Annotated in this window: 18 protein-coding genes; 13 read left to right on the top strand and 5 right to left on the bottom strand. The window is 60.9% G+C overall.

The annotated features are described in order from the left end of the window. Window positions 1-5: 5 nt before the first annotated feature. The 6 genes from HX869_RS23605 (at window position 6) to HX869_RS23580 (ending at window position 5638) form a co-directional block, all read left to right on the top strand. Window positions 6-857 (top strand): PepSY domain-containing protein, encoded by an 852-nt coding sequence (locus HX869_RS23605; protein WP_003218433.1) that lies wholly within the window; start codon window positions 6-8, stop codon window positions 855-857. After that, window positions 854-1969, top strand: a complete 1116-nt coding sequence (locus tag HX869_RS23600; protein ID WP_003218435.1) for an ABC transporter substrate-binding protein — start codon at window positions 854-856, stop codon at window positions 1967-1969. The genes HX869_RS23605 and HX869_RS23600 overlap by 4 nt, the downstream gene beginning before the upstream one ends. Continuing rightward, window positions 1966-3033, top strand: a complete 1068-nt coding sequence (locus HX869_RS23595) for an iron ABC transporter permease (RefSeq protein WP_023658859.1) — start codon at window positions 1966-1968, stop codon at window positions 3031-3033. The genes HX869_RS23600 and HX869_RS23595 overlap by 4 nt, the downstream gene beginning before the upstream one ends. Window positions 3034-3059: 26 nt before the next feature. After that, the gene (locus HX869_RS23590; RefSeq protein WP_178903726.1) at window positions 3060-3839 is read left to right on the top strand and encodes an ABC transporter ATP-binding protein; all 780 of its coding nucleotides are present in this window, start codon (window positions 3060-3062) and stop codon (window positions 3837-3839) included. A 3-nt stretch (window positions 3840-3842) separates the two neighbouring features. Continuing rightward, window positions 3843-5051 (top strand): MFS transporter, encoded by a 1209-nt coding sequence (locus HX869_RS23585; RefSeq protein WP_178903725.1) that lies wholly within the window; start codon window positions 3843-3845, stop codon window positions 5049-5051. A gap of 131 nt (window positions 5052-5182) precedes the next feature. Next, window positions 5183-5638 carry a hypothetical protein gene (locus HX869_RS23580; protein ID WP_178903724.1) on the top strand — a complete coding sequence of 152 codons (456 nt, stop codon included), beginning with the start codon at window positions 5183-5185 and terminating at the stop codon, window positions 5636-5638. Window positions 5639-5732: 94 nt separating this feature from the next. Here the strand turns inward: HX869_RS23580 and pssA are convergent, their stop codons facing one another. After that, complete coding sequence (pssA, locus tag HX869_RS23575; RefSeq protein WP_178903723.1) at window positions 5733-7076, bottom strand: CDP-diacylglycerol--serine O-phosphatidyltransferase; 1344 nt, start codon at window positions 7074-7076, stop codon at window positions 5733-5735. 125 nt (window positions 7077-7201) lie between these two features. Between pssA and HX869_RS23570 the strand changes: the two genes are divergently transcribed. Beyond that, window positions 7202-7753, top strand: a complete 552-nt coding sequence (locus tag HX869_RS23570) for a TetR/AcrR family transcriptional regulator (RefSeq protein ID WP_134326690.1) — start codon at window positions 7202-7204, stop codon at window positions 7751-7753. A gap of 32 nt (window positions 7754-7785) precedes the next feature. Then, window positions 7786-8265, top strand: coding sequence for a nuclear transport factor 2 family protein (locus tag HX869_RS23565; RefSeq protein ID WP_087692671.1), 480 nt, complete (start codon window positions 7786-7788; stop codon window positions 8263-8265). 126 nt (window positions 8266-8391) lie between these two features. Here HX869_RS23565 and HX869_RS23560 read toward each other — a convergent pair whose 3' ends face one another. Both HX869_RS23560 and HX869_RS23555 read right to left on the bottom strand, forming a co-directional pair. Then, complete coding sequence (locus HX869_RS23560) at window positions 8392-9552, bottom strand: PQQ-dependent sugar dehydrogenase (protein ID WP_178903722.1); 1161 nt, start codon at window positions 9550-9552, stop codon at window positions 8392-8394. Between the two features lie 30 nt (window positions 9553-9582). Beyond that, window positions 9583-9903: a hypothetical protein gene (locus tag HX869_RS23555; protein WP_087692672.1), complete on the bottom strand. Its 321-nt coding sequence runs from the start codon at window positions 9901-9903 to the stop codon at window positions 9583-9585. Between the two features lie 196 nt (window positions 9904-10099). Between HX869_RS23555 and HX869_RS23550 the strand changes: the two genes are divergently transcribed. After that, complete coding sequence (locus HX869_RS23550; protein WP_003218456.1) at window positions 10100-10948, top strand: Ku protein; 849 nt, start codon at window positions 10100-10102, stop codon at window positions 10946-10948. 11 nt (window positions 10949-10959) lie between these two features. Beyond that, window positions 10960-13458, top strand: a complete 2499-nt coding sequence (gene ligD / locus HX869_RS23545) for a DNA ligase D (RefSeq protein ID WP_178903721.1) — start codon at window positions 10960-10962, stop codon at window positions 13456-13458. Between the two features lie 18 nt (window positions 13459-13476). Here the strand turns inward: ligD and lpxO are convergent, their stop codons facing one another. Both lpxO and HX869_RS23535 read right to left on the bottom strand, forming a co-directional pair. Further along, the gene (gene lpxO / locus HX869_RS23540) at window positions 13477-14376 is read right to left on the bottom strand and encodes a lipid A hydroxylase LpxO (RefSeq protein WP_008436177.1); all 900 of its coding nucleotides are present in this window, start codon (window positions 14374-14376) and stop codon (window positions 13477-13479) included. A 262-nt stretch (window positions 14377-14638) separates the two neighbouring features. Further along, window positions 14639-15979: an LPS O-antigen chain length determinant protein WzzB gene (locus HX869_RS23535; protein WP_087692674.1), complete on the bottom strand. Its 1341-nt coding sequence runs from the start codon at window positions 15977-15979 to the stop codon at window positions 14639-14641. 400 nt (window positions 15980-16379) lie between these two features. Between HX869_RS23535 and HX869_RS23530 the strand changes: the two genes are divergently transcribed. The 3 genes from HX869_RS23530 to HX869_RS23520 all read left to right on the top strand — a co-directional run bounded on the left by HX869_RS23530 (window position 16380) and on the right by HX869_RS23520 (window position 20297). Further along, complete coding sequence (locus tag HX869_RS23530) at window positions 16380-16766, top strand: TIGR03067 domain-containing protein (protein WP_177042280.1); 387 nt, start codon at window positions 16380-16382, stop codon at window positions 16764-16766. A gap of 540 nt (window positions 16767-17306) precedes the next feature. Continuing rightward, the gene (locus tag HX869_RS23525; protein ID WP_087692676.1) at window positions 17307-18545 is read left to right on the top strand and encodes an MFS transporter; all 1239 of its coding nucleotides are present in this window, start codon (window positions 17307-17309) and stop codon (window positions 18543-18545) included. Window positions 18546-18707: 162 nt separating this feature from the next. After that, on the top strand, window positions 18708-20297 hold the full coding sequence (locus HX869_RS23520) for an ABC-F family ATPase (RefSeq protein WP_008436174.1): 1590 nt from the start codon (window positions 18708-18710) through the stop codon (window positions 20295-20297). The last annotated feature ends 171 nt before the right edge of the window (window positions 20298-20468 follow it).

Genomic DNA, 20468 nt, shown 5'->3' with positions numbered 1-20468 from the left:
CTGCCATGCGTGGGTGGTGGCTTCGTGTGCATCGATGGCTGGCGCTGAGCGTCGGCCTGCTGCTGGCGCTGATTGGCTTGAGCGGTGCGCTGCTGGAACTCAAGGGGCCGATCCTGCGCTGGGAGGTCGGCAGCCAGGCCTTGGACCTGGCTCCGGTTGAACACGGCGCACTGCTGGATGACGCGCAGTGGATCAGCGCGGCACTGGGTGCCTACCCGCAATTTCAGAAAGTCTTTGGCGCCGCAAAACCGCGCCAGGGTTTCCTGGAATCGGACAACGCGATCGTCTTCGGAGCCCTGGAGGATCGGCCCGGCATCGGCATTGCGATGATCGATCCCTACAGTGCCGAGCCACGGGCATTTTTTGTGTTCGATGACCTGTGGCTGGCGAAGCTGGTGGCGCTGCACCGGGCACTGCTGTTGCCGCCGCCCATTGGCGCCGTCGCCCTGTTTGCCTGTGGCCTGGTGCTGCTGGGCTCGGTGGGCAGCGGCCTGTACCTGTGGTGGCCGGGGCGGCGCAGCTGGTGGAAAGCCGCCAGCTTGCGCCCGGGCAGCCAGGGCCTGCGCCGCCTGCGGGAATGGCACAACGTCGCAGCCGCCTGGCTGTGCCTGCCGTTGGCGGTGATTGCCGGCAGCGGCGCCTGGCTGGCCCGGCCCGACTGGTTCTTCGCCAACCCCGCCGCGATCAAACCGCTGTTCTCCGCCGCCCACGGCCACCTGTTGCTCGGGTTGCCCGGCGCGGCCCTGGCCTTTCTTTGCGGCCTGGCATTGCCGCTGCTCTATCTCACCGGGCTGTTGTTGTGGTGGCGCAAACGCGTCCGCCACGTGCGCCCAACTGTTCAAGGAAATTGTTCATGAAACACCCTCTGTTGTTGCAACGCGGCCTGCTGCTCGGTCTTGGCCTGTTAATGAGCGGCCTGGCCTGCGCCCACACCGTCACCGACCTGGCGGGGCGCAAGGTCGACGTACCGGACAAGGTCTCGCATATCCTGCTGGGTGAAGGCCGGATGATCTACTCGCTGTCGCTCCTTGAAGGCAAGAACCCGTTTACCCGCATCGCCGGCTGGCAAGGGGATTTTCGCGGCCTGGACGTGCAGGGTTACGCCGCGTTCCAGAAGCACTTTCCCGAAGCCGACAACGTACCGTTGGTAGGCGGCACCTCCGCCGAAACCTTCAGTGTGGAAAAGGCCCTGGCGGTACACCCGGACCTGGCGATCATGGCCTTGAGCGGCGGCCATGGCCCGAGCCCCGACAGCGAGGCGGTCAAGCAGCTGGAAGCGGCCGGCGTGGCGGTGATTTTCGTCGACTTCAGCGACCATCCGCTGAGCAACACGGTGCCGAGCATGCGCCTGCTGGGCAAGGCTCTGGACCGTAATCAACAAGCCGAGGACTACATCGCGTTTTACCAGGCCTCGCTGGCCAAGGTCACCGATACCCTGGCCAAGGCCGGGACGGTAAAACGGCCGAAGATCTTCATCGACATGCTCGCCGGCCTGCAGGATTGCTGTGGTTCGCCGGGCACCGGCAACTTCGGGGAAATGATCAAGCTCGCGGGTGGCCGGAACATCGCCGACGGGCGCATTCCCGGCCCGATCGGCACATTGAACGTCGAATACATTCTGTCCAGCGATCCGGATGTGTACGTCGCCACCGGCGTATTCGGCCACGGCCAGGGCGGTGTGACCCTCGGCTATTCGGCCACGCCGCAGCAGGCCAACGACAGCCTCAAGCAAGTGTCCCAGCGCGCGCCGCTGAATGAACTGCGGGCGGTACGTGAAGGCAACGTGCATGGCCTCTGGCATATTTTCTATGACTCGCCGGAACACTTGATCGCAGTGCAGGCCCTGGCCAAGTGGCTGCATCCTGAGTTGTTCGCCGACCTGGATCCGGAACAGACCCGAGCCGAATTGTACCGGCGCTTTATGCCAATTCCGGCCAGCGGCGTATTCACCACGAGCCTTGTGCCGTGACGCAGGTGCAAGCCTGTGCGAGCGCCGATGGCGCAGGTGAGCGCTATCGCCACCGCCATGGACGACGGGTATTGCTGTTGTCGGCGCTGGCGTTGGCATTGGTGGTTTCCCTGGCGGTGGACATCACCACCGGGCCTTCCGGCATGAGCCTGACGCGCCTGTTGCAAGTGCTGTGGGACCCGGCTTCGATGCCGCGGGTGGAGGCGGTGATCGTATGGAATGTGCGCCTGCCTTACGCGTTGATGGCGGTACTGGTGGGCGCGGCACTGGCCCTGGCCGGCGCCGAAATGCAGACGGTGCTGGATAACCCGCTGGCCAGCCCGTTCACCCTCGGCGTTTCCGCCGCCGCCGCCTTCGGTGCAGCCCTGGCCATTGTGCTCGGGATGGGCATTCCTGGCGTGCCGGCGCAGTACCTGATTTCGGCCAACGCCTTTCTGTTCGCACTGGCATCGGTGGCATTGCTGTATCTGTTGGCACGCTGGCGTGGGTTTGGTGTGGAGAGCCTGGTGCTGTTCGGGATTGCCCTGGTGTTTGCGTTCAATGCGCTGGTGGCACTGCTGCAGTTTGTGGCGAGCCAGGACAGCCTTCAGCAACTGGTGTTCTGGACCCTGGGCAGCCTGGCCCGGGCGTCCTGGGAAAAGCTCGCGATCCTCGCTGCGGCGTTGCTGCTGTGCCTGCCGTTTTCCCTGCGTCAGAGTTGGGCGTTGACTGCCCTGACCCTGGGCGAGGAACGCGCCCGCAGTTTCGGGATTGATGTCGGCCGCCTGCGGGTGCTGTCGTTGCTGCGCATCAGCCTGCTGTCGGCGCTGGCGGTTTCGTTTGTCGGCACTATCGGTTTTATCGGGCTGATTGCTCCGCATATCGCGCGGCTGTTGGTGGGTGAAGATCACCGCTTGTTCCTGCCAGCGAGCGTGCTCAGCGGTGGCTTGATCCTGTCGATGGCGTCGATTGCCAGCAAGGCATTGATGCCCGGCGTGTTGATTCCGGTGGGGATTGTCACCGCACTGGTGGGAATTCCGTTCTTCATGGCGATTGTGATGCGTAACCGCCGAGGTGCTCTGTGACCGGATTAAGCACACAAGCGTTGAGCATGCACTACGGCAGTCGCAGCGTGCTGCAGGACATTCATCTGCCGGCGTTGCTGCCCGGCACCATCACCGCGCTGATCGGCCCCAACGCTGCCGGCAAGTCGACCTTGTTGCGTGGCATCGCCGGGCTGCACAAGGCGCACGGCCAGATCTGGCTGGAGGGTGTCGATCTCAATCGCCTGCCGCAAGTCGAGCGCGCGCAACAAGTGGTGTACCTGCCTCAGAGCCTGCCGGAGCGTACGCGCCTGTGCGCCTTCGAAGCGGTACTGAGTGCGGCCATGGCCGGCCATCGCGGCGCGGGTTTTGCGCCTGGGCGGCCGAGCCCGGCGGTGCTTAAGGGCGTGGAAAAAATCCTCGCCGACCTCGACCTGACCGCCCTCGCCGACCGCCCGATCGATGCACTTTCCGGTGGCCAGCGCCAACTGGTGGGCCTGGCCCAGGCCCTGGTGCGCCAGCCTCGGGTGTTGCTGCTGGACGAACCCACCAGCGCCCTGGACCTGTATCACCAGTGCCAGGTGGTGGAAGCCATCACCCAGGCCACCCGCGAACGCAACCTGATCACCCTGGTGGTGGTGCACGACATCAACCTCGCCCTGGGCTTCAGTGATCAGGTGGTGGTGTTGCACAACGGTCAGTTGGCCGCTGCCGGGCCACCGCAAGTGGTGATCAATCAGGCGTTGCTGAAAAACGTCTATGGTGTGAGTGGCCGCCTGGAACAGGTGCATGGCCGCCCGCTGGTGATGGTGGATGCACGACTGCCCTTTTCTCCTGCCCTTGGATAACCGATGAACAGCTCCCAAGACGCTGCACTCGCGACTTTGCACACTGACCGCCCATTCAACCTGAGGCCGCTGCTGTTGGCCAACATGGCCTGCACCATGGCGATGATGGCATTTGTCTCGCTGATTGGCCCGATCGCTCGGGTGCTTGGCCTGGCCACCTGGCAGGCAGGTGCGGCGGTCACCGTGTCCGGGGTGATCTGGATGCTTCTGGCTCGTCCATGGGGCCAGGCCAGTGACCGACTGGGCCGGCGCCGTGTGCTGCTGCTGGGCACCGGTGGTTTCACCCTGGCCTACTGGGCGCTGTGCGTGTTTATCGATGCGTCCCTGCAACTGCTGCCATCGGCCATGTTGGCGTTTATCGGGCTGATTCTGGGTCGTGGCCTGATCGGCGTGTTCTACGCTGCGATACCGGTGGGCGGCTATGCGCTGGTGGCCGACAACATTGAGCCTGAGCACCGCGCCAAGGCCATGGCTTCCCTGGGCGCCGCCAACGCCTGCGGCCTGGTGCTGGGCCCGGCGATTGCTGCGCTGTTGGCGCGTCACAGCCTGAGCCTGCCGTTTTATGCGATGGCGGTGTTACCGCTGTTGGGATTCTTGTTGCTGCTGGCCAAATTGCCGCGCCAGGAGCTGCACCTCAAGCAGCCGCCCAAGCCGGTCAACCTCTCGGACCCACGCCTGCGTCGACCGTTGGTGGTGGCGTTTGTCGCGATGCTGTGTGTGTCGATCGCGCAGATAACCGTGGGTTTTTTCGCGTTGGATCGCTTGAAGATGAACCCGGCCGATGCGGCACAAACTGCCGGTATCGCCCTGACCATGGTCGGGCTGGCGTTGATCTGTTCGCAACTGGTAGTGCGCAAACTGGAGTGGCCGCCGCTGCGGATGATTCGCATCGGTGCGGTGGTGTCAGCCCTGGGATTTGCCGGCAGCATGTTCGCTGATACGGCCTGGATCCTGTGGCTGTGCTTTTTTGTGTCCGCGGCCGGCATGGGCTGGATCTTCCCGTCTTTCGCGGCGCTGGCGGCGAATGCGGTGGATGCGTCGGAGCAAGGCGCCACGGCAGGTTCGGTGGGTGCGGCCCAAGGCCTGGGCGTGGTGGTCGGGCCGTTGGCCGGGACCTTGATCTACGCGATCGAACCTCGCCTGCCCTACCTGGTGGCGGCGGCGCTGCTGCTGTTGATCGCGTGCTGGCCGGCGGCACGGCAACCGGTCTGACACTCACAGGGTGCAGTAAAACCCAAGGGAACCTACCTGTGATTTCTGACAGTAGACAGTCTGAATGTATTGGAATCTCATCGAATACCGGGCTTGGATGAATAAGCCCCCTCAATCTTGAGGCAAAAATCATGAGCAATGAACTGTACGATCTGACTACATTTGAAAATAGAAACTGGAACGACTGGACCGAGACCGTCCCGGGCACCACGAAGTTTGTGCAGCAATCGCCCAATGATCCGCTGGAGTTTTATCTTTCATCCGACTTCGAAACTGGCAGTGCTATTCGCATACAAAAGCAATTCGGCTTTATTAAAGGCCAGGAGTATTTACTCAACTTCCAATTCAGATCAAAAACACCCGCTCGCCTCATCGTCAGGCTGGCGGAAATTGAGCAATCGTCCAGTGTTTTCCAACCGAACAATCACTGGATTGGCGTCACAATTCCCCTTCCCACAGCAAAAAAAAACGGCAACCGGCTCAATCTGAGAATCACTTTTCGATTTGAAACTCAAACAGACCAGGCCGACAAATTTGACCTTGATAATTTACTGGTCAGGCATGTCGACCACAGCGCCAAACAATAGATGCCGTCAAATCCAGGCGGTGAGAGCCAGTCTGCAGTACCCAAACCAGCATGGCCAGCGTCGACCCGGATACGTCGGAACGCCTGCAACGGCCCTACAAAATCCGATACAACAACCGCTCGATCCGCACCCGGCTGACCCGACGCAAAAACTTGCCGACGGCCGCCGGGTACTCCATCAGGGTTTCCAGCTGCTGGTAGCGCTCAATACGCGAGGTGTGCTGGAAAATCTCGGCAAGCTCGGTGCGCCGTGGCCCTACCCACTCACCCTTGGGATCATCGATCAGCAAGGCGTTTTCCAGGTCGAGGCGAAACGCTCGTGGGTTGATGTTGTTGCCGGTCAGCAAGGTGTAGCGCTGGTCGACCCACATGCCCTTGAGGTGATAGGTATTGTCGCCGTCGCGCCACAGGTGCAGGTTCAACTGGCCGCTGTCGATCATGCGCTGGTGGCGCTTGGCGAAGCGACGCAGGCTGATTTCGTAGAGGTACGGTAGCGCGGCGATGACCTTGAACGGCTCGCTCGGCGGGATGTAGAAGTCGTTGGCGGTCTTGTCACCGACAATGATGTCGATCTTCACCCCGCGCGCCAGGGCGCGGTTGATTTCCCGGGTCACCGGCAGCGGCAGGTTGAAGTACGGCGTACAGATAGTCAGCTGGTGCTGGGCGCTGGCAATCAGCTCGCAGATCACCCGGCTCAGGGGGTTGTTCTTGCACACGCCCAACAACGGACTGACCGTCAGGTTGCCGTTGGGCAACTGCCCCGCCGAGGTGTCATACACCGCGTGTTTGAGGCGGCTGCGCAGGTCGCCGATGTCGTTGCGCAGGCTGCGAGTGGTCGGCGGGTTGGGCAGGTCCAGGCGATGCACCGCCTTGGCGGCCACCAGGCCGTGCTCCACCAGGTGCTGCATCGAGTCGGCCAGCGCCTTGTTGTGGATCAGGTGATAACGGTCATAGCGGTACTTGTCGAACTTGTGCAGGTACACGTTATTCAGGCTGGCGCCGCTATACAGCACGCTGTCATCGATTACAAAGCCCTTGAGGTGCAGCACGCCGAACAGTTCGCGGGTTTGCACCGGCACGCCGTACACCGGCACTTCGGTGCTGTGGGACTGGGTCATGGCCTGGTACCAGGCGCTGTTGCCCGGTTGCTTGCCGGCACCGATCAAACCGCGCTGGGCCCGCAGCGAGTCGACCACCACCACGATATCCAGCCCGGGCCGGGCGGCCTTGGCAGCGTGCAACGCGTCGTAGATCTCTTGCCCCGCCTCATCCTGCTGCAGGTACAACGCTACGATGTAGATGCGCTGGGTGGCCTGGGAAATTTTCTCCAGCAGGCAACGGCGGTACTCGGCGGCGCCGGACAGCACCTCGATCGCGTCGGGCGTGAGGGGAAAACCGCGCAGCTTGGGCAACAGGGAGCGTTTGAATAACGACGGCATAGGGCTCGCAATGGGTCGAATCCGAAGGACTCCAGAGCTTACACCATGGGCTGGCTCAGGTCTTCCCGCCCAGGGTTAAAAATAATTAATTGACCAAGGAGAACGATCGTTCTACTGTAATCTCCATGAACGATATCACTCGCGACATTATCCTCGACGTCACCGAAAAGTTGATCTACCGAAATGGCATCGCTGCCACCGGCATGGATCTTCTGGTGAAAACCGCCGGCGTCTCCAGAAAGAGCGTCTACCGCTACTTCGCCAACAAGGACGAACTGGTGATTGCCGCCCTGCAACGCCGCGACGAGCGCTGGATGCAGTGGCTGCGCAACGAAGTTGAACACCACTCCACCACGGGCGAGCGCCTGCTGGGTGTGTTCAGCGCGTTGAAAACCTGGTTCGGCTCCGATGACTTTCGCGGCTGCGCCTTCATCAACACCAGCGGCGAGACCGGCGACCCGCACAACCCGGTGCGCCAACTGGCCAAGGCCCATAAACAGAAACTGTTCGAGTACGCCCTCGAACTGTGTCAAGCACATGGCACCCCCGACCCGGAACGCCAGGCCGCGCACCTGCTGATCCTGATTGATGGCGCCATTACCGTTGCCCTGGTGATGGGCGACACCACCGCTGCCGATAATGCGCAATCCATGGCGCGAACCCTATTGCAACTTTGACCTGACTTTTAAACCTGTTAAGGAGCCGTCCCATGTCATCCAACGCAGAAATACGCCCGCCGTTGCCGCCGTTTACCCGTGAGTCGGCGATTGAAAAAGTTCGCCTGGCCGAAGACGGCTGGAACTCCCGGGACCCGCAACGGGTATCCCTGGCCTATACCCTGGATACCCAATGGCGCAACCGCGCCGAGTTCGCCCACAACCGCGAAGAGGCCAAGGCCTTCCTGACCCGCAAATGGGCCAGAGAGCTGGATTATCGGTTGATCAAGGAGTTGTGGGCGTTTACCGGCAACCGCATTGCGGTGCGCTATGCCTATGAATGGCATGACGACTCCGGCAACTGGTTCCGCTCCTACGGCAACGAGAACTGGGAGTTTGACGAGAACGGCTTGATGGCGAACCGGTTTGCCTGCATCAACGACATGCCGATCAAGGAAAGCGAGCGCAAGTTCCACTGGCCGCTGGGGCGGCGTCCGGATGAGCATCCGGGGTTGTCGGAGCTTGGGTTGTAGGCTCGACGCTACACAACTGTGGGAGCGGGCTTGCTCGCGAAGGCAATGGCTCAGCCAACATCTCCAGCGACTGACCCACCGCTTTCGCGAGCAAGCCCGCTCCCACATTGGTATTTGCCGTATCCGTCAGTCCTGGTTCAAACCCACCCGATACAACACGCCGTTATCTTCATCCGTGAGCACATACAGGTAACCATCCGGGCCCTGGCGCACATCGCGGATCCGCGCTTTCAGGCCGCCCAGCAGTCGCTCTTCGTGGATGACCTTGTCCCCATCGAACTGCAAGCGAATCAACTCCTGGCTGACCAATGCCCCGATAAACACGTTGTGCTGCCAGGCCTTGAACCGGTCGGCGTCGTAGAACGCCATGCCGCTCACACCCGGGGATTTTTCCCAGACGTGGTGCGGTGCAACGGTGCCTCCGACTGTCTTGCCCTTGGCCTCGGGAATCGGCGTCAGGGAATAGTTGATGCCATGGGTTGCCAGGGGCCAGCCGTAGTTTTTGCCCCGCTCGATGATGTTGATTTCATCCCCGCCGCGCGGGCCATGTTCGTTTTCCCAGAGTGTGCCGCTCCACGGGTTGAGTGCCGCACCCTGGGGGTTACGCTGGCCGTAGGACCAGATTTCCGGCCTCACGCCTTCCTGGCCGACGAAGGGGTTGTCTTCAGGTATACGACCGTCCGGGAAGATCCGCACCACTTTGCCTTGCAGCTTGTCGAGGTCCTGGGCGGTGGGGCGGTCGTTGTTTTCCCCAAGGGTCACAAACAGGTAACCATCGCGGTCAAACACCAGCCGCGAGCCGAAGTGGTTGCCCGTGGACAGCTTGGGCTCCTGACGCAGGATCACCTTGAAGTCTTGCAGGCCGCTCAGGTCATCGCTCAAGCGCCCACGCCCGACTGCGGTGCCTGCGGTGCCATTAGTGCCGCCGCCCTCGGCGTAGGACAGGTACACCAGGCGGTCCTCCTTGAAGTCCGGCGACAGCACCACGTCCAGCAGGCCGCCCTGCCCTTTGGCAAACACCTTCGGCACGCCACTCAGGGGCGCGGACAGTTTGCCTTCCGGGCTGACAAACCGCAGGTTGCCGGGACGTTCGGTGACCAGGAAGCCTTGCTTGTCCGGCAGGAACGCCACCGCCCACGGGTGATCGAGGCCCTTGGCAATCGGGGTGACGGTGATACTCCCTTGCTCGCTGGGAAACTGTTGGGTGGCGGCCGCCGAGACAGGCAGCGCCAGGGGCAGCAAGGCAGCGGCGCAGAAGGTCGCTAGAAGGGTTTTGCGTAACAGCATACGGTGGGTTTCCTTGTCGTCTTTACACACTCAATCGCCGCGATTGCCATTGGCGTCACGGGTGGGAGCCTTGGGCTGGATAGCCGGCGGGGTCTGCGCGCCGTCACGGCGCTGGACGCTGTTGCCGATACCGCCGTTTTGCAGGGTCGGCGGCCGCTGTGCCGGCGGGATGTAGGTGCCGCGCGCAGCCGGTGCGTTGGGCTGGGTGCCCTGCATGCTGTTGGGGTTGGCCTGGTGGATGGGGCCGTTGTAGGGGTTGTTGCTGCTGCCGGGCAGGTTTTGCGCCTGTGCCAACGAACTCAAGGCCAGGCCCAACGCCAATACGGCAAGGTTGCGCAAACGGGTGTTCATGACAAAGCCTCTCTGGGCGCAAGTAATACGTGCTTTCGATAACACGCTACGCCTTGGGTTCGGCGTTGGTAACTAAATAGTTTCTCATCAGGTGTAACACGATCTGTCTGAAACCCTGGTGCCAGCCGGCTGGCCAGGGAAACTTTTGCCGAATCCGCCCTGTCACCTGAAGACCACACACTTCAGGAATACCGACATGCCACGGGCTATCTGGAAAGGCGCAATCAGTTTTGGCTTGGTGCACATCCCCGTGTCACTGGTCTCGGCCACGTCCTCCCAGGGCGTCGACTTCGACTGGCTGGACAAACGCAGCATGGACCCGGTGGGTTACAAGCGCATCAACAAGACCACCGGCAAGGAAGTCACCAAGGAGAATATCGTCAAGGGCGTGGCCTACGAGAAAGGTCGCTACGTGATCCTCAGCGAAGACGAAATCCGCTCGGCCCACCCCAAGTCCACCCAGACCATCGAAATCATCGCGTTTGTGGCCAGCGACCAGATCCCGTTGCAGAACATCGACACGCCCTACTTCCTGGCCCCCGACAAGCGCGGCGGCAAGGTGTATGCCCTGCTGCGCGAAACCCTGAAGAAAACCCGCAAGGTCGCCCTGGCCAACGTGGTGCTGCACACCAAGCAGCACCTGGCGGCACTGATGCCGCTGGAGTCGGCGCTGGTGCTGGTGATGCTGCGCTGGCCTGCCGAAGTGCGTGGCCTGGACGAGTTGGAATTGGGCAGCGACGTGACCAAACCGACATTGGCCAAGGGCGAACTCGACATGGCCAAGCGTCTGGTGGAAGACATGAGTGCCGACTGGCAGCCGGACGAATACCGCGACAGCTTCCAGGAAAAGATCATGGCGCTGGTGGCGAAGAAGGCCAAGGCCGGCAAGATCGAAGACGTGGAATCCAGCGAAGGTGTCGACGAGCGCAAATCTGCGGACGTGATCGACCTGACGGAGTTGCTCAAGCGCAGCCTGGCCGGCAAGCCCGCGACCAAGGCTGCAGCCAAGAAACCTGCCGCGAAAAAGACCAGCAAGGCTTCATGAGGTAGACCGCCATGGCCAAGCCCCTGAGTGAATACAACGCCAAGCGCGACTTCGATGTGACCGCCGAACCCGCCGGCAGTGCGCCTCGCGCCAGGAACCGGGCGCATGCCCTGTCGTTCGTGATTCAAAAGCACGATGCGCGCAACCTGCATTATGACTTTCGCCTGGAGCTCGACGGCGTCCTCAAAAGCTGGGCGGTGCCCAAGGGCCCAAGCCTCGACCCGAGCCAGAAGCGCCTCGCGGTACATGTGGAAGATCATCCATTGGGCTACGGCAGTTTCGAGGGCAGCATTCCGGCAGGCCAATACGGCGCTGGCGATGTGATCGTGTGGGATCGCGGTGTATGGCAGCCCCACGATGACCCGCACAAGGCCTACGCGGCCGGCAAGCTGAAGTTCAGCCTGATCGGCGAAAAACTGGCAGGCGACTGGACGCTGGTGCGCACCCGACTCAAGGGCAGCGGCGATAAGGAGCAGTGGTTGTTGATCAAGGAGAACGATCAGCAGGCACGCCCGGTGGCTGACTACGATGTGGTCCAGGCTGAACCGAAAAGCGTGCTGAGCGACGCAACGGTGGGGGTTGCGAAAAAGCCCGCAGCGCCGAAGAAAGCCAGGCGCAAGCCCTCAACCGCCCTGCCCGATCAACTCGCGCCACAGCTGGCGACACTGGTGGAACGTGCACCGGAAGGCGATTGGGTGTACGAGATCAAATTCGACGGCTATCGCATCCTCGCGCGGATTCGCGATGGCGAAGTTCGGCTGTTCACCCGCAATGGCCATGACTGGACCGATCGCCTGCCACGCCAGGCCAAGGCCCTGGAAGCCCTGAAGCTCAAGGACAGTTGGCTTGACGGTGAGGTGGTCAGCCTGAACGCCGACGGGCTGCCGGATTTCCAGGCGCTGCAGAACGCCTTTGATATCGGCCGCAGCCTGGACATTGTCTATTACCTGTTCGATGCGCCGTTCCTGGACGGCCGCGACCAGCGGGAAGCCGCTGTCGAAGAGCGCCGCACCGCACTGAAGGACGCGGTTAGCCGCAGCAAGAGCAAGCTGCTGCGCTTCTCCGAGTCCTTTGCTGCCAACCAGCGGGATATCTTCGAGAGTGCCTGCGACCTGGCGCTGGAGGGCGTGATCGGCAAACGTGCCGGCAGCCCGTACGTTTCCAGGCGCAGCCCGGACTGGATCAAGCTCAAGTGCCGGCTGCGCCAGGAATTCGTGATCGTAGGGTTCACTCGCCCGCAAGGTTCGCGCAGCGGGTTTGGCGCGCTGTTGCTGGCGGTCAATGATGACAGCGGCCTGGTGTATGCCGGGCGCGTAGGTACCGGATTCGATCAGGTCGCGCTGAAAAAGATCAGTGCACAGTTGAAGACGCTGGAACGCCAGACTTCACCGCTGGCCAAGCCCCTGACCAGTGCCGAGGCACGCGGCGTGCACTGGGTCGAGCCGCAGCTGGTGGGCGAAGTGCAATTTGCCGAATGGACCCGCGAAGGTGTGGTGCGCCAGGCGGCGTTTGTCGGGCTGCGCACCGACAAGCCGGCGGAGCAGATTGTGCATGAGCAGCCGCGGACGGCCAAATCGCTGAAGGAAAAACCCCGCAAAAAGACGGCGGGCACCGGCGCCGTGGCTGGGGTCAGGATTACCCATCCGGACCGAGTCATCGATGCCCAGAGCGCTACACAGAAACTGCAACTGGCACAGTTCTATGAGGGCATCAGCGAATGGCTCCTGCCCTTTCTGCGCAACCGGCCGGTGTCCTTGCTCAGGGCACCGGAAGGCATTGCCGGCGAACAGTTTTTCCAGAAGCACTCCGAGCGCCTGGCGATCCCGAATATCAAGCAACTGGACCAGGCCCTGGACCCGGGCCATGCGCGGCTGATGGAAATCGACAGCCCGGCCGCGCTCATCGGTGCCGTGCAGATGGGTACCGTCGAGTTGCATACCTGGGGCGCTACCGCTGACAAGATTGAAACCCCGGACCTGTTTGTGCTCGACCTCGACCCGGACCCGGCACTGCCGTGGAAAAGCATGCTTGAAGCGGCGCAACTGACCTTGTCGGTACTCGATGAACTGGGGCTTGAAGCGTTCGTCAAGACCAGCGGCGGCAAAGGCCTGCACCTGGTGGTGCCGCTGGCGCGCCGCGACGGCTGGGACTCGGTAAAAGCCTTCGCCAAGGCCATCGCCCAGTTCATGACGCTGCAGTTGCCTGAACGCTTTACCGCGACTTCGGGCCCGAAGAATCGCGTGGGCAAGATCTTCATCGACTACCTGCGCAACGCCCGGGGCGCCAGCACGGTAGCCGCCTACTCGGTGCGGGCGCGGCCCGGCCTGCCGGTATCGGTACCGGTGAGTCGTGATGAGTTGAAGAGTTTGCACAGCGCCCAACAATGGACGGTGGCTAACCTGCACGAGCGTTTGCAGGGTTTGAAGAAGGACCCGTGGGCGGGTTATGCCAATCGGCAGAAGATCAGCAAGAAGATGTGGGAGAAGCTGGGGGCGCATCCGCCAGGCTGATGCGCTCCGCTGCCCGGTTCAGATGAGGATGAAGATCGCGGCCAGGCCGGCAAAGATCGCCCACTTTTCCAGGTAGTAACGGGTGCGGTTGCGTTTCTTCAACTCCTTGCCCCGCAGGCGAATCTTGTACAGGCGGGTAAACGCACGGTTCAGGCCGCCGGTCTTGTCACCGGCATCGTTGGGCGAACCGGCCGCAGCCATCACATTACGGCTGAACCAACGGTTGAACGCGGCCGCCCAGCGGTACTTCATCGGCCGTTCGATATCGCAGAACAGAATGATCCGGTTCTGCTCGGTGGTGTTTTCGGCGTAGTGGATGAAGGTCTCGTCAAACATCACCGGCTCACCGTCGCGCCAGTAGTAGTTTTCACCGTCCACGTTGATGTAGCAGCCCGGAGAGTTGGGCGTGTCCAGGCCCAGGTGGTAACGGTAGGAACCGGCATACGGGTCACGATGGCGTACCAGCTTTGAGCCCGGTGGCAGCTCGGCAAACATCGCGGCCTTGATCGAGCCGATGCTTTGCACCAGCTCGGTGGTACGCGGGCACAGCTTCATCGCCGAAGGATGGCTGTCGCCGTACCACTTCAAATAGAAACGCTTCCAGCCCGACTTGAAGAACGAATTGAAACCCACGTCATTGTACTGGTCGGAGCGCTTGATCTCGCCTGCGCGCAGCAGGTTCTGGCCTTCCTCGCGGATCTCTTGCCAATGCTCCTGAAGCGGGCTCAGGTCGGGAAAGTCGCTGGGGGACAGGTACGGTCGGCTGGGCAGTTTGGAAAAGAGGTAGAGAAAGCAGTTCACCGGAGCCAGGAAGGTCGAGTGATCACTGAGCTGGCGCCCCAGCTTGTGGCGCACCCGGCCACGCAGGTGGACATACGCAATAGAGGCAACGTAGAGAGCAACAATGATGAGTTTCAAGGTATTCGTCACAAGTCAGAAGAGAACAGGCTGCTCCCGCGTGCCCACAACGGCCGAGGATTGAAGATGCAGCACCTGAAATCACAATTCACAAAACCGGCAACACGAACGGCTGGGTGACAATCCGGTCGTGGCCATTGGCAGCTATTTTAGCCACACTTTGTAACCAAAGGTTAATCAAGATTTGTGAAAAGGTGTCCAGTGAGTGTGCCAGGAAGAGCAGCAGCGGGCTTGCCGGGCGGCCTGCCCGCTGCTGAAGGCGTCAGCTTTTCGGTTCGTCATCCTTGCGTGTACGCAGAGAAAGCCGATATTCATCCAACTCCGAGTAGGGTACGGCTTCGCGTCGTGCCAGCAGATGGCGGCCCAGCGCAATCAGTACACCCACGGTCAACCCTGCCAGCAGGCTCAGTATCATAACCAGGGCTTTCTTGGGCTTGATCGGGCTCAGCGGCTCTTGGGCACGACGGTCAATGGTTACCAGCTTGAGGCCACTCATGTCGATATTCAGGCCTCGCAAACGCGCGACTTCCGCTCGTAACGGTTCAACATCCTGCAAGAAAATGTCTTCATTCCCGCGATTTTTCAGCACCTCCACTTCACGGTTGACCTCCAGCATCTGCAACTCTTTGCCAATCTGTGCAATGCGGCTGTTGGTAAAGTCGTCGCTGGTACGCGCCTGCAACGCGGCACGTTCCGCCTCAAGCGCCTCTGTACCGAGGAAGTACAGCGGGATTTTCTGGTTGTTGACCTCGGTGCGCATTACTTGATTCGAGCCGCTACGCGAGGCATCTGCCATGGAAGAAGGAGTGGTCGGGGTCTTGATGCCCATCGACTTGGCGATGGAAATGGCCTCCGCCAGCTCTGCCAGCCGGTCCGTGCGCTCCATTTTCATCTGTAAGCGCAGGGCACCCAGTTCGTCCTCCAGCTTGGCCCGTTTGAGCCTGTCGGCTTCAAGCAGCTTGGCAATCTTCGATTCCTTGTCGGTTTCGTAATTGGAGCGCGCCGCGTCGATTTTGCCCTTGAGTTCGTTCAAGCGGTTATTGACGATCACTTTAAGGTCAGCACCGACTTGGGCACGTTCCGAATCAATTGCGTAGTCTACAAAGCCGTTGAGAATCGCTACCCCGTCGATGTCTGCCGGGTATTCCAGCTCAAGCTTGATATAGCTGCTCAGGGAGTCGGACTTCTTGGGATCGGGCAGGCTCAGGTTGATGGAGTTTCGATTGAATTCTTCGAAACTCTGCTCGAGGCTTTGCCCGGTTTTCTGGAACGCCTTGAACAGGTCCTCATGGGACTTGAAAAACCCCAGGCGCGCTTCGTATGAGTCCAGTTGCGCCCCCACTTTGTTCAGGGCGTCGGCCGGCGGCAACTTATAGACTTCGGAGCGGTTCAGAGCATCCAGCTCATTGATGGCAGCCGGGCGCAGCACACTGCTGACCTGATACTCCCGCGGGGCCAGAAAAGCGTAGCCCGCCCCCAGCACCCCTGCCAGAATCGTACAGCCCAGCACCAACTTCTTTTGCCGCCAGATACCATGACACAGTTCAAACAGATCAATTTCGTCCGATGCCGCATGAGCGTGGAGCCGAGGAGTTTTATTCAAAACTGATGCACCTTAAAAAGTCGACAGTCAGCGGTCACACATATTCATCAAATACTGAATGGCCGCTTGAAAATCAGGGACAACGCCCTGTACACAAGACACGAACGGTCTACCGATGGTCATCGGACCACCTCGGTCATGGAAAAATCCCACATCACCGTAGATTGTTTTCGTTCAGATTACGCAGGAGCCCCTACCCTGGTGCTGAGCGTAGACGAACTTGTAAAGAACCGTTTCCGAATCAACGCACAAAATGGCGCTAAATACCCGTGAATACTGGGAAAATTCGTACGCAACAATGAGAAACCAGACAATTCTCACAAAATCGATTCAGCTTATCCGTCAGGCATCTACACACCAAGGTATTGACTGCTCATTTTTTAACCAAAAAGGAATTTATATGACACCTGCTTCAAATGCGGATTTCCAGGCGCTCCAGGGGGCATGGGAACAAACGGCGCTGGAAGACAATGGTGTGCTCAATCCCACGGATGAACACAGCGCGCCGGGCGCGATCACGACAATCTCGGGCGATCAATTCCAGGTGGTGACGGTCGACGGCGAGGTTTTACTGGCAGGCAGCTTCACGCTCGATGCCAGCACGGCACCCAAAAGCATTACCTGGGTTGACTCGATGGGAGAGGATGCCGGCAAGCAGTTACCCGCGAGTTACCGGCTGGAAGGTGATCACTTCGTGTTTATTGCGGCAGATGAGGGCATGCCCCGCCCTACCCGCTTCAGTACCGGCCCAGGGCAAACCATGCGCACGTTCGTGCGCAAACCCTGACACGGAGATACATCCGTTCCTGCGACATGGTTTTCACATGCCCTTCACTTGTTGACCTATAGGGTGAAGGCTACCTACTCCAGTGAACACCTTGGCCCGTTACCCCACGGGCCTTTTTTTGCCTGCACGGCAGCCAATCAGCACGGGCGCTTGATGGCGGTGAGGGTGTAGCACGGGGCAGTTGAGCGGGCTGGTTTTGATACCTGGGCTGACAGCATGTCCATTGCGTCTCCAATATGTTCCGGTCATTGCGACAAAAGAAGTCCGCCCTACACCGAAAGCCTCGCCATCCTTGAACCGGTAAAGAGCCTTCACTGTAGGGCGAACGGACGGAAAATAAGCCAGGCTTATTGGATGTTCAACTGTTAACAATAAAAAGCCCTGAAAAAGCCTCGATCAGCGCTATTTTTCGATGCAAATGGCTCCACTTTGTAAATGTTTTTGCTTGTATTGCCATACGAGTGCAACGCCGCCTTCAGAAACTATACCTTCATGCCATGGGTCACTACTGCTACCGACCTCTTGCCTGAAGACCGTGCCATGGCCACTCGCTCTGACCTGCGCAACACCCTGTCCCTGGACAGCCTGAACTTCTTCCTGGCGGACGTGCGTGACGGACTGGGGCCGTACCTGGCGATTTATCTGCTGGCCGTGCACCACTGGGACCCCGCCAGCATCGGCGTGGTCATGACCCTGGCCGGCATCGCGGCCCTGCTGACCCAGACGCCGGCCGGCGCATTGATTGACCGAACCCGCAGCAAACGGGCAGTGATCGTGATCGCCGCGCTGCTGGTGACTGCCAGTTGCCTGCTCCTGCCCTTCGTCAGCTCCTTCAGCCTGGTGGCGCTGACCCAGGCGGCCAGTGCAGCGGCGGCCTCGGTATTTGCGCCGGCCATCTCGGCGATTTCCCTCGGGATCACCGGGCCGCGCGCTTTCACCCGGCGCACCGGCCGCAATGAAACCTTCAACCACGCCGGCAACGCGGTGGCGGCCCTCCTCGCCGGTGGATTTGCCTACCTGTTCGGCCCGGTGGCGGTGTTCTATCTGATGGCAGTCATGGCTGCGGCGAGTGTCATCGCGGTCAGCTGCGTGTCAGCCCAGGCAATCGACCACGAAGTCGCACGGGGTTTCGACCCTGCGCATGGCACCGGCCATGAACAACCGTCGGGGTTGGCCGTGCTTCTGGCGAACAGGCCCTTGATGCTGTTTGCCATCTGCTGCGCGCTGTTTCACCTGGCCAATGCGGCCATGCTGCCGCTGGTCAGCCAGAAGCTGTCGCAGATCAACCTGCAGATGGCCACGCCGCTGACCTCGGCCTGCATCGTCGCGGCCCAGTTGGTGATGGTGCCGGTGGCCTGGCTGGTGGGCGTGAAGGCCGACGTGTGGGGGCGCAAGCCGTTGCTGCTCGCCGGTTTCATGATCCTGCCGCTGCGGGGCGTGTTGTATACGCTGTCCAGTGATCCTTATTGGCTGGTGGCGGTGCAGATGCTTGACGGGGTCGGCGCCGGGGTGTTCGGCGCGCTGTTTCCGGTGATCGTCAAAGACCTCACCCAGGGCACCGGACGCTTCAATGTCAGCCTGGGCGCGCTGTCCACGGCATTCGGCCTCGGCGCGGCCTTGAGCAGCAGCCTGGCAGGTTTTGTCGTGCAGTGGGCGGGTTACAACGCCGCGTTCCTGACCCTGGCCGGCGTGGCGGCCGTCGCATTGGGGCTGGTGTGGGTGGCAATGCCGGAGACTCGGGCGAATCCATCCGTGCAGCGCCATACAACTCCCGCCTGACATATGCGACAATGCGCGCCAAATTCCAACATGCACCCATTTTTCTGCTCAGCGACTGGGCCCCAAGCCTTGATGTCGCTGCCGACGTATGCCCGTTGGCCTGGGCCACAAAATGGGCCCGGCTCAAATTAGCGCACTCCAAGCTATTGATAGGTAAAGTAATTGATCTCCACAGCTAACATCACCATGCAGTTCGGCGCCAAGCCGCTATTTGAGAACGTTTCGGTCAAGTTCGGCGCAGGCAACCGTTATGGCCTGATCGGTGCCAACGGTTGCGGCAAGTCGACTTTCATGAAAATCCTCGGTGGCGACCTCGACCCGTCGGGCGGCCAGGTCATGCTGGAGCCGAACGTGCGCCTGGGTAAACTGCGCCAGGACCAGTTCGCCTACGAAGAATTCACCGTACTCGACACCGTGATCATGGGTCACGAAGAGCTGTGGAAGGTCAAGGCCGAGCGCGACCGCATCTACTCGCTGCCGGAAATGACCGAAGACGACGGCATGGCCGTGGCCGAGCTGGAAACCGACTTCGCCGAGATGGACGGCTACACCGCCGAATCCCGCGCCGGTGAGTTGCTGCTGGGCCTGGGTATCGGCATCGAGCAGCACAACGGCCCGATGAGTGAAGTGTCACCAGGCTGGAAGCTGCGTGTATTGCTGGCCCAGGCGCTGTTTTCCGATCCGGAAGTGTTGCTGCTCGACGAGCCAACCAACCACCTGGACATCAACACCATCCGCTGGCTGGAAAACATCCTGACCCAGCGTAACAGCCTGATGATCATCATCTCTCACGACCGTCACTTCCTGAACAGCGTCTGCACCCACATGGCCGACCTGGACTACGGCGAGCTGCGCCTGTTCCCGGGCAACTACGACGAATACATGACCGTGGCGACCCAGTCCCGCGAGCAGTTGCTGTCGGACAACGCCAAGAAGAAAGCGCAGATCTCCGAGCTGCAATCCTTCGTCAGCCGCTTCTCGGCCAACGCCTCGAAAGCCAAGCAGGCCACTTCCCGTGCCAAGGCGATCGACAAGATCCAGCTGGCCGAAGTCAAGCCATCGAGCCGCGTCAGCCCGTTCATCCGCTTCGACCAGACCAAGAAGCTGCACCGCCAGGCGGTCATCGTCGATCGCATGGCCAAGGGCTTTGACGGCAAGACGCTGTTCAAGGACTTCAGCTTCCAGGTTGAAGCCGGCGAGCGCGTGGCGATCATTGGCCCGAACGGTATCGGCAAGACCACCCTGCTGCGTACCCTGGTCAACGAACTGACCCCGGATGCCGGTACGGTCAAGTGGACCGACGCGGCTGAACTGGGCTATTACGCCCAGGACCATGCTTCGGACTTCGAAGACGAGTCCAACCTGTTCGACTGGATGGGCCGCTGGACCAAGGAAGGCGAGCAAGTGGTTCGCGGTACCCTGGGCCGCATGCTGTTCTCCAACGACGAGATCCTGAAGTCGGTGAAGGTGATTTCCGGTGGCGAGCAAGGTCGCATGCTGTTCGGCAAGCTGATCCTGCAAAAGCCGAACGTGCTGATCATGGACGAGCCGACCAACCACTTGGACATGGAGTCCATCGAGGCGCTGAACCTGGCGTTGGAGAACTACCCGGGTACGCTGATCTTTGTCAGCCATGACCGGGAGTTTGTGTCGTCCCTGGCCACCCGCATCATCGAGCTGAGCCCGAGTGGGGTGATCGACTTCAGCGGGACTTATGACGATTACCTGCGTAGTCAGGGTGTGGTTTTCTAAGAGCCGCCGGTAGTTTGAAATGCGAAAGCCCCGTCCAGTGTGATGGGGCTTTTTTTTGGGATATGGCTCTGCTTTTCTGTGGGAGCCGTCGAGCTTTAGCGAGGCCGCGATAGCGGTGTGCCAGGCAACATCTTTATTGACCATGCCGCCGCCTTCGCAGCCTCGCTAAAG

Origin of the sequence: Pseudomonas sp. P7779, from assembly GCF_013386315.1 — a bacterium.
Classification (GTDB): Bacteria; Pseudomonadota; Gammaproteobacteria; order Pseudomonadales; family Pseudomonadaceae; genus Aquipseudomonas.
Note: the sequence above shows the minus strand (reverse complement) of the source record. Positions and strands in the feature narration are given on the sequence as shown.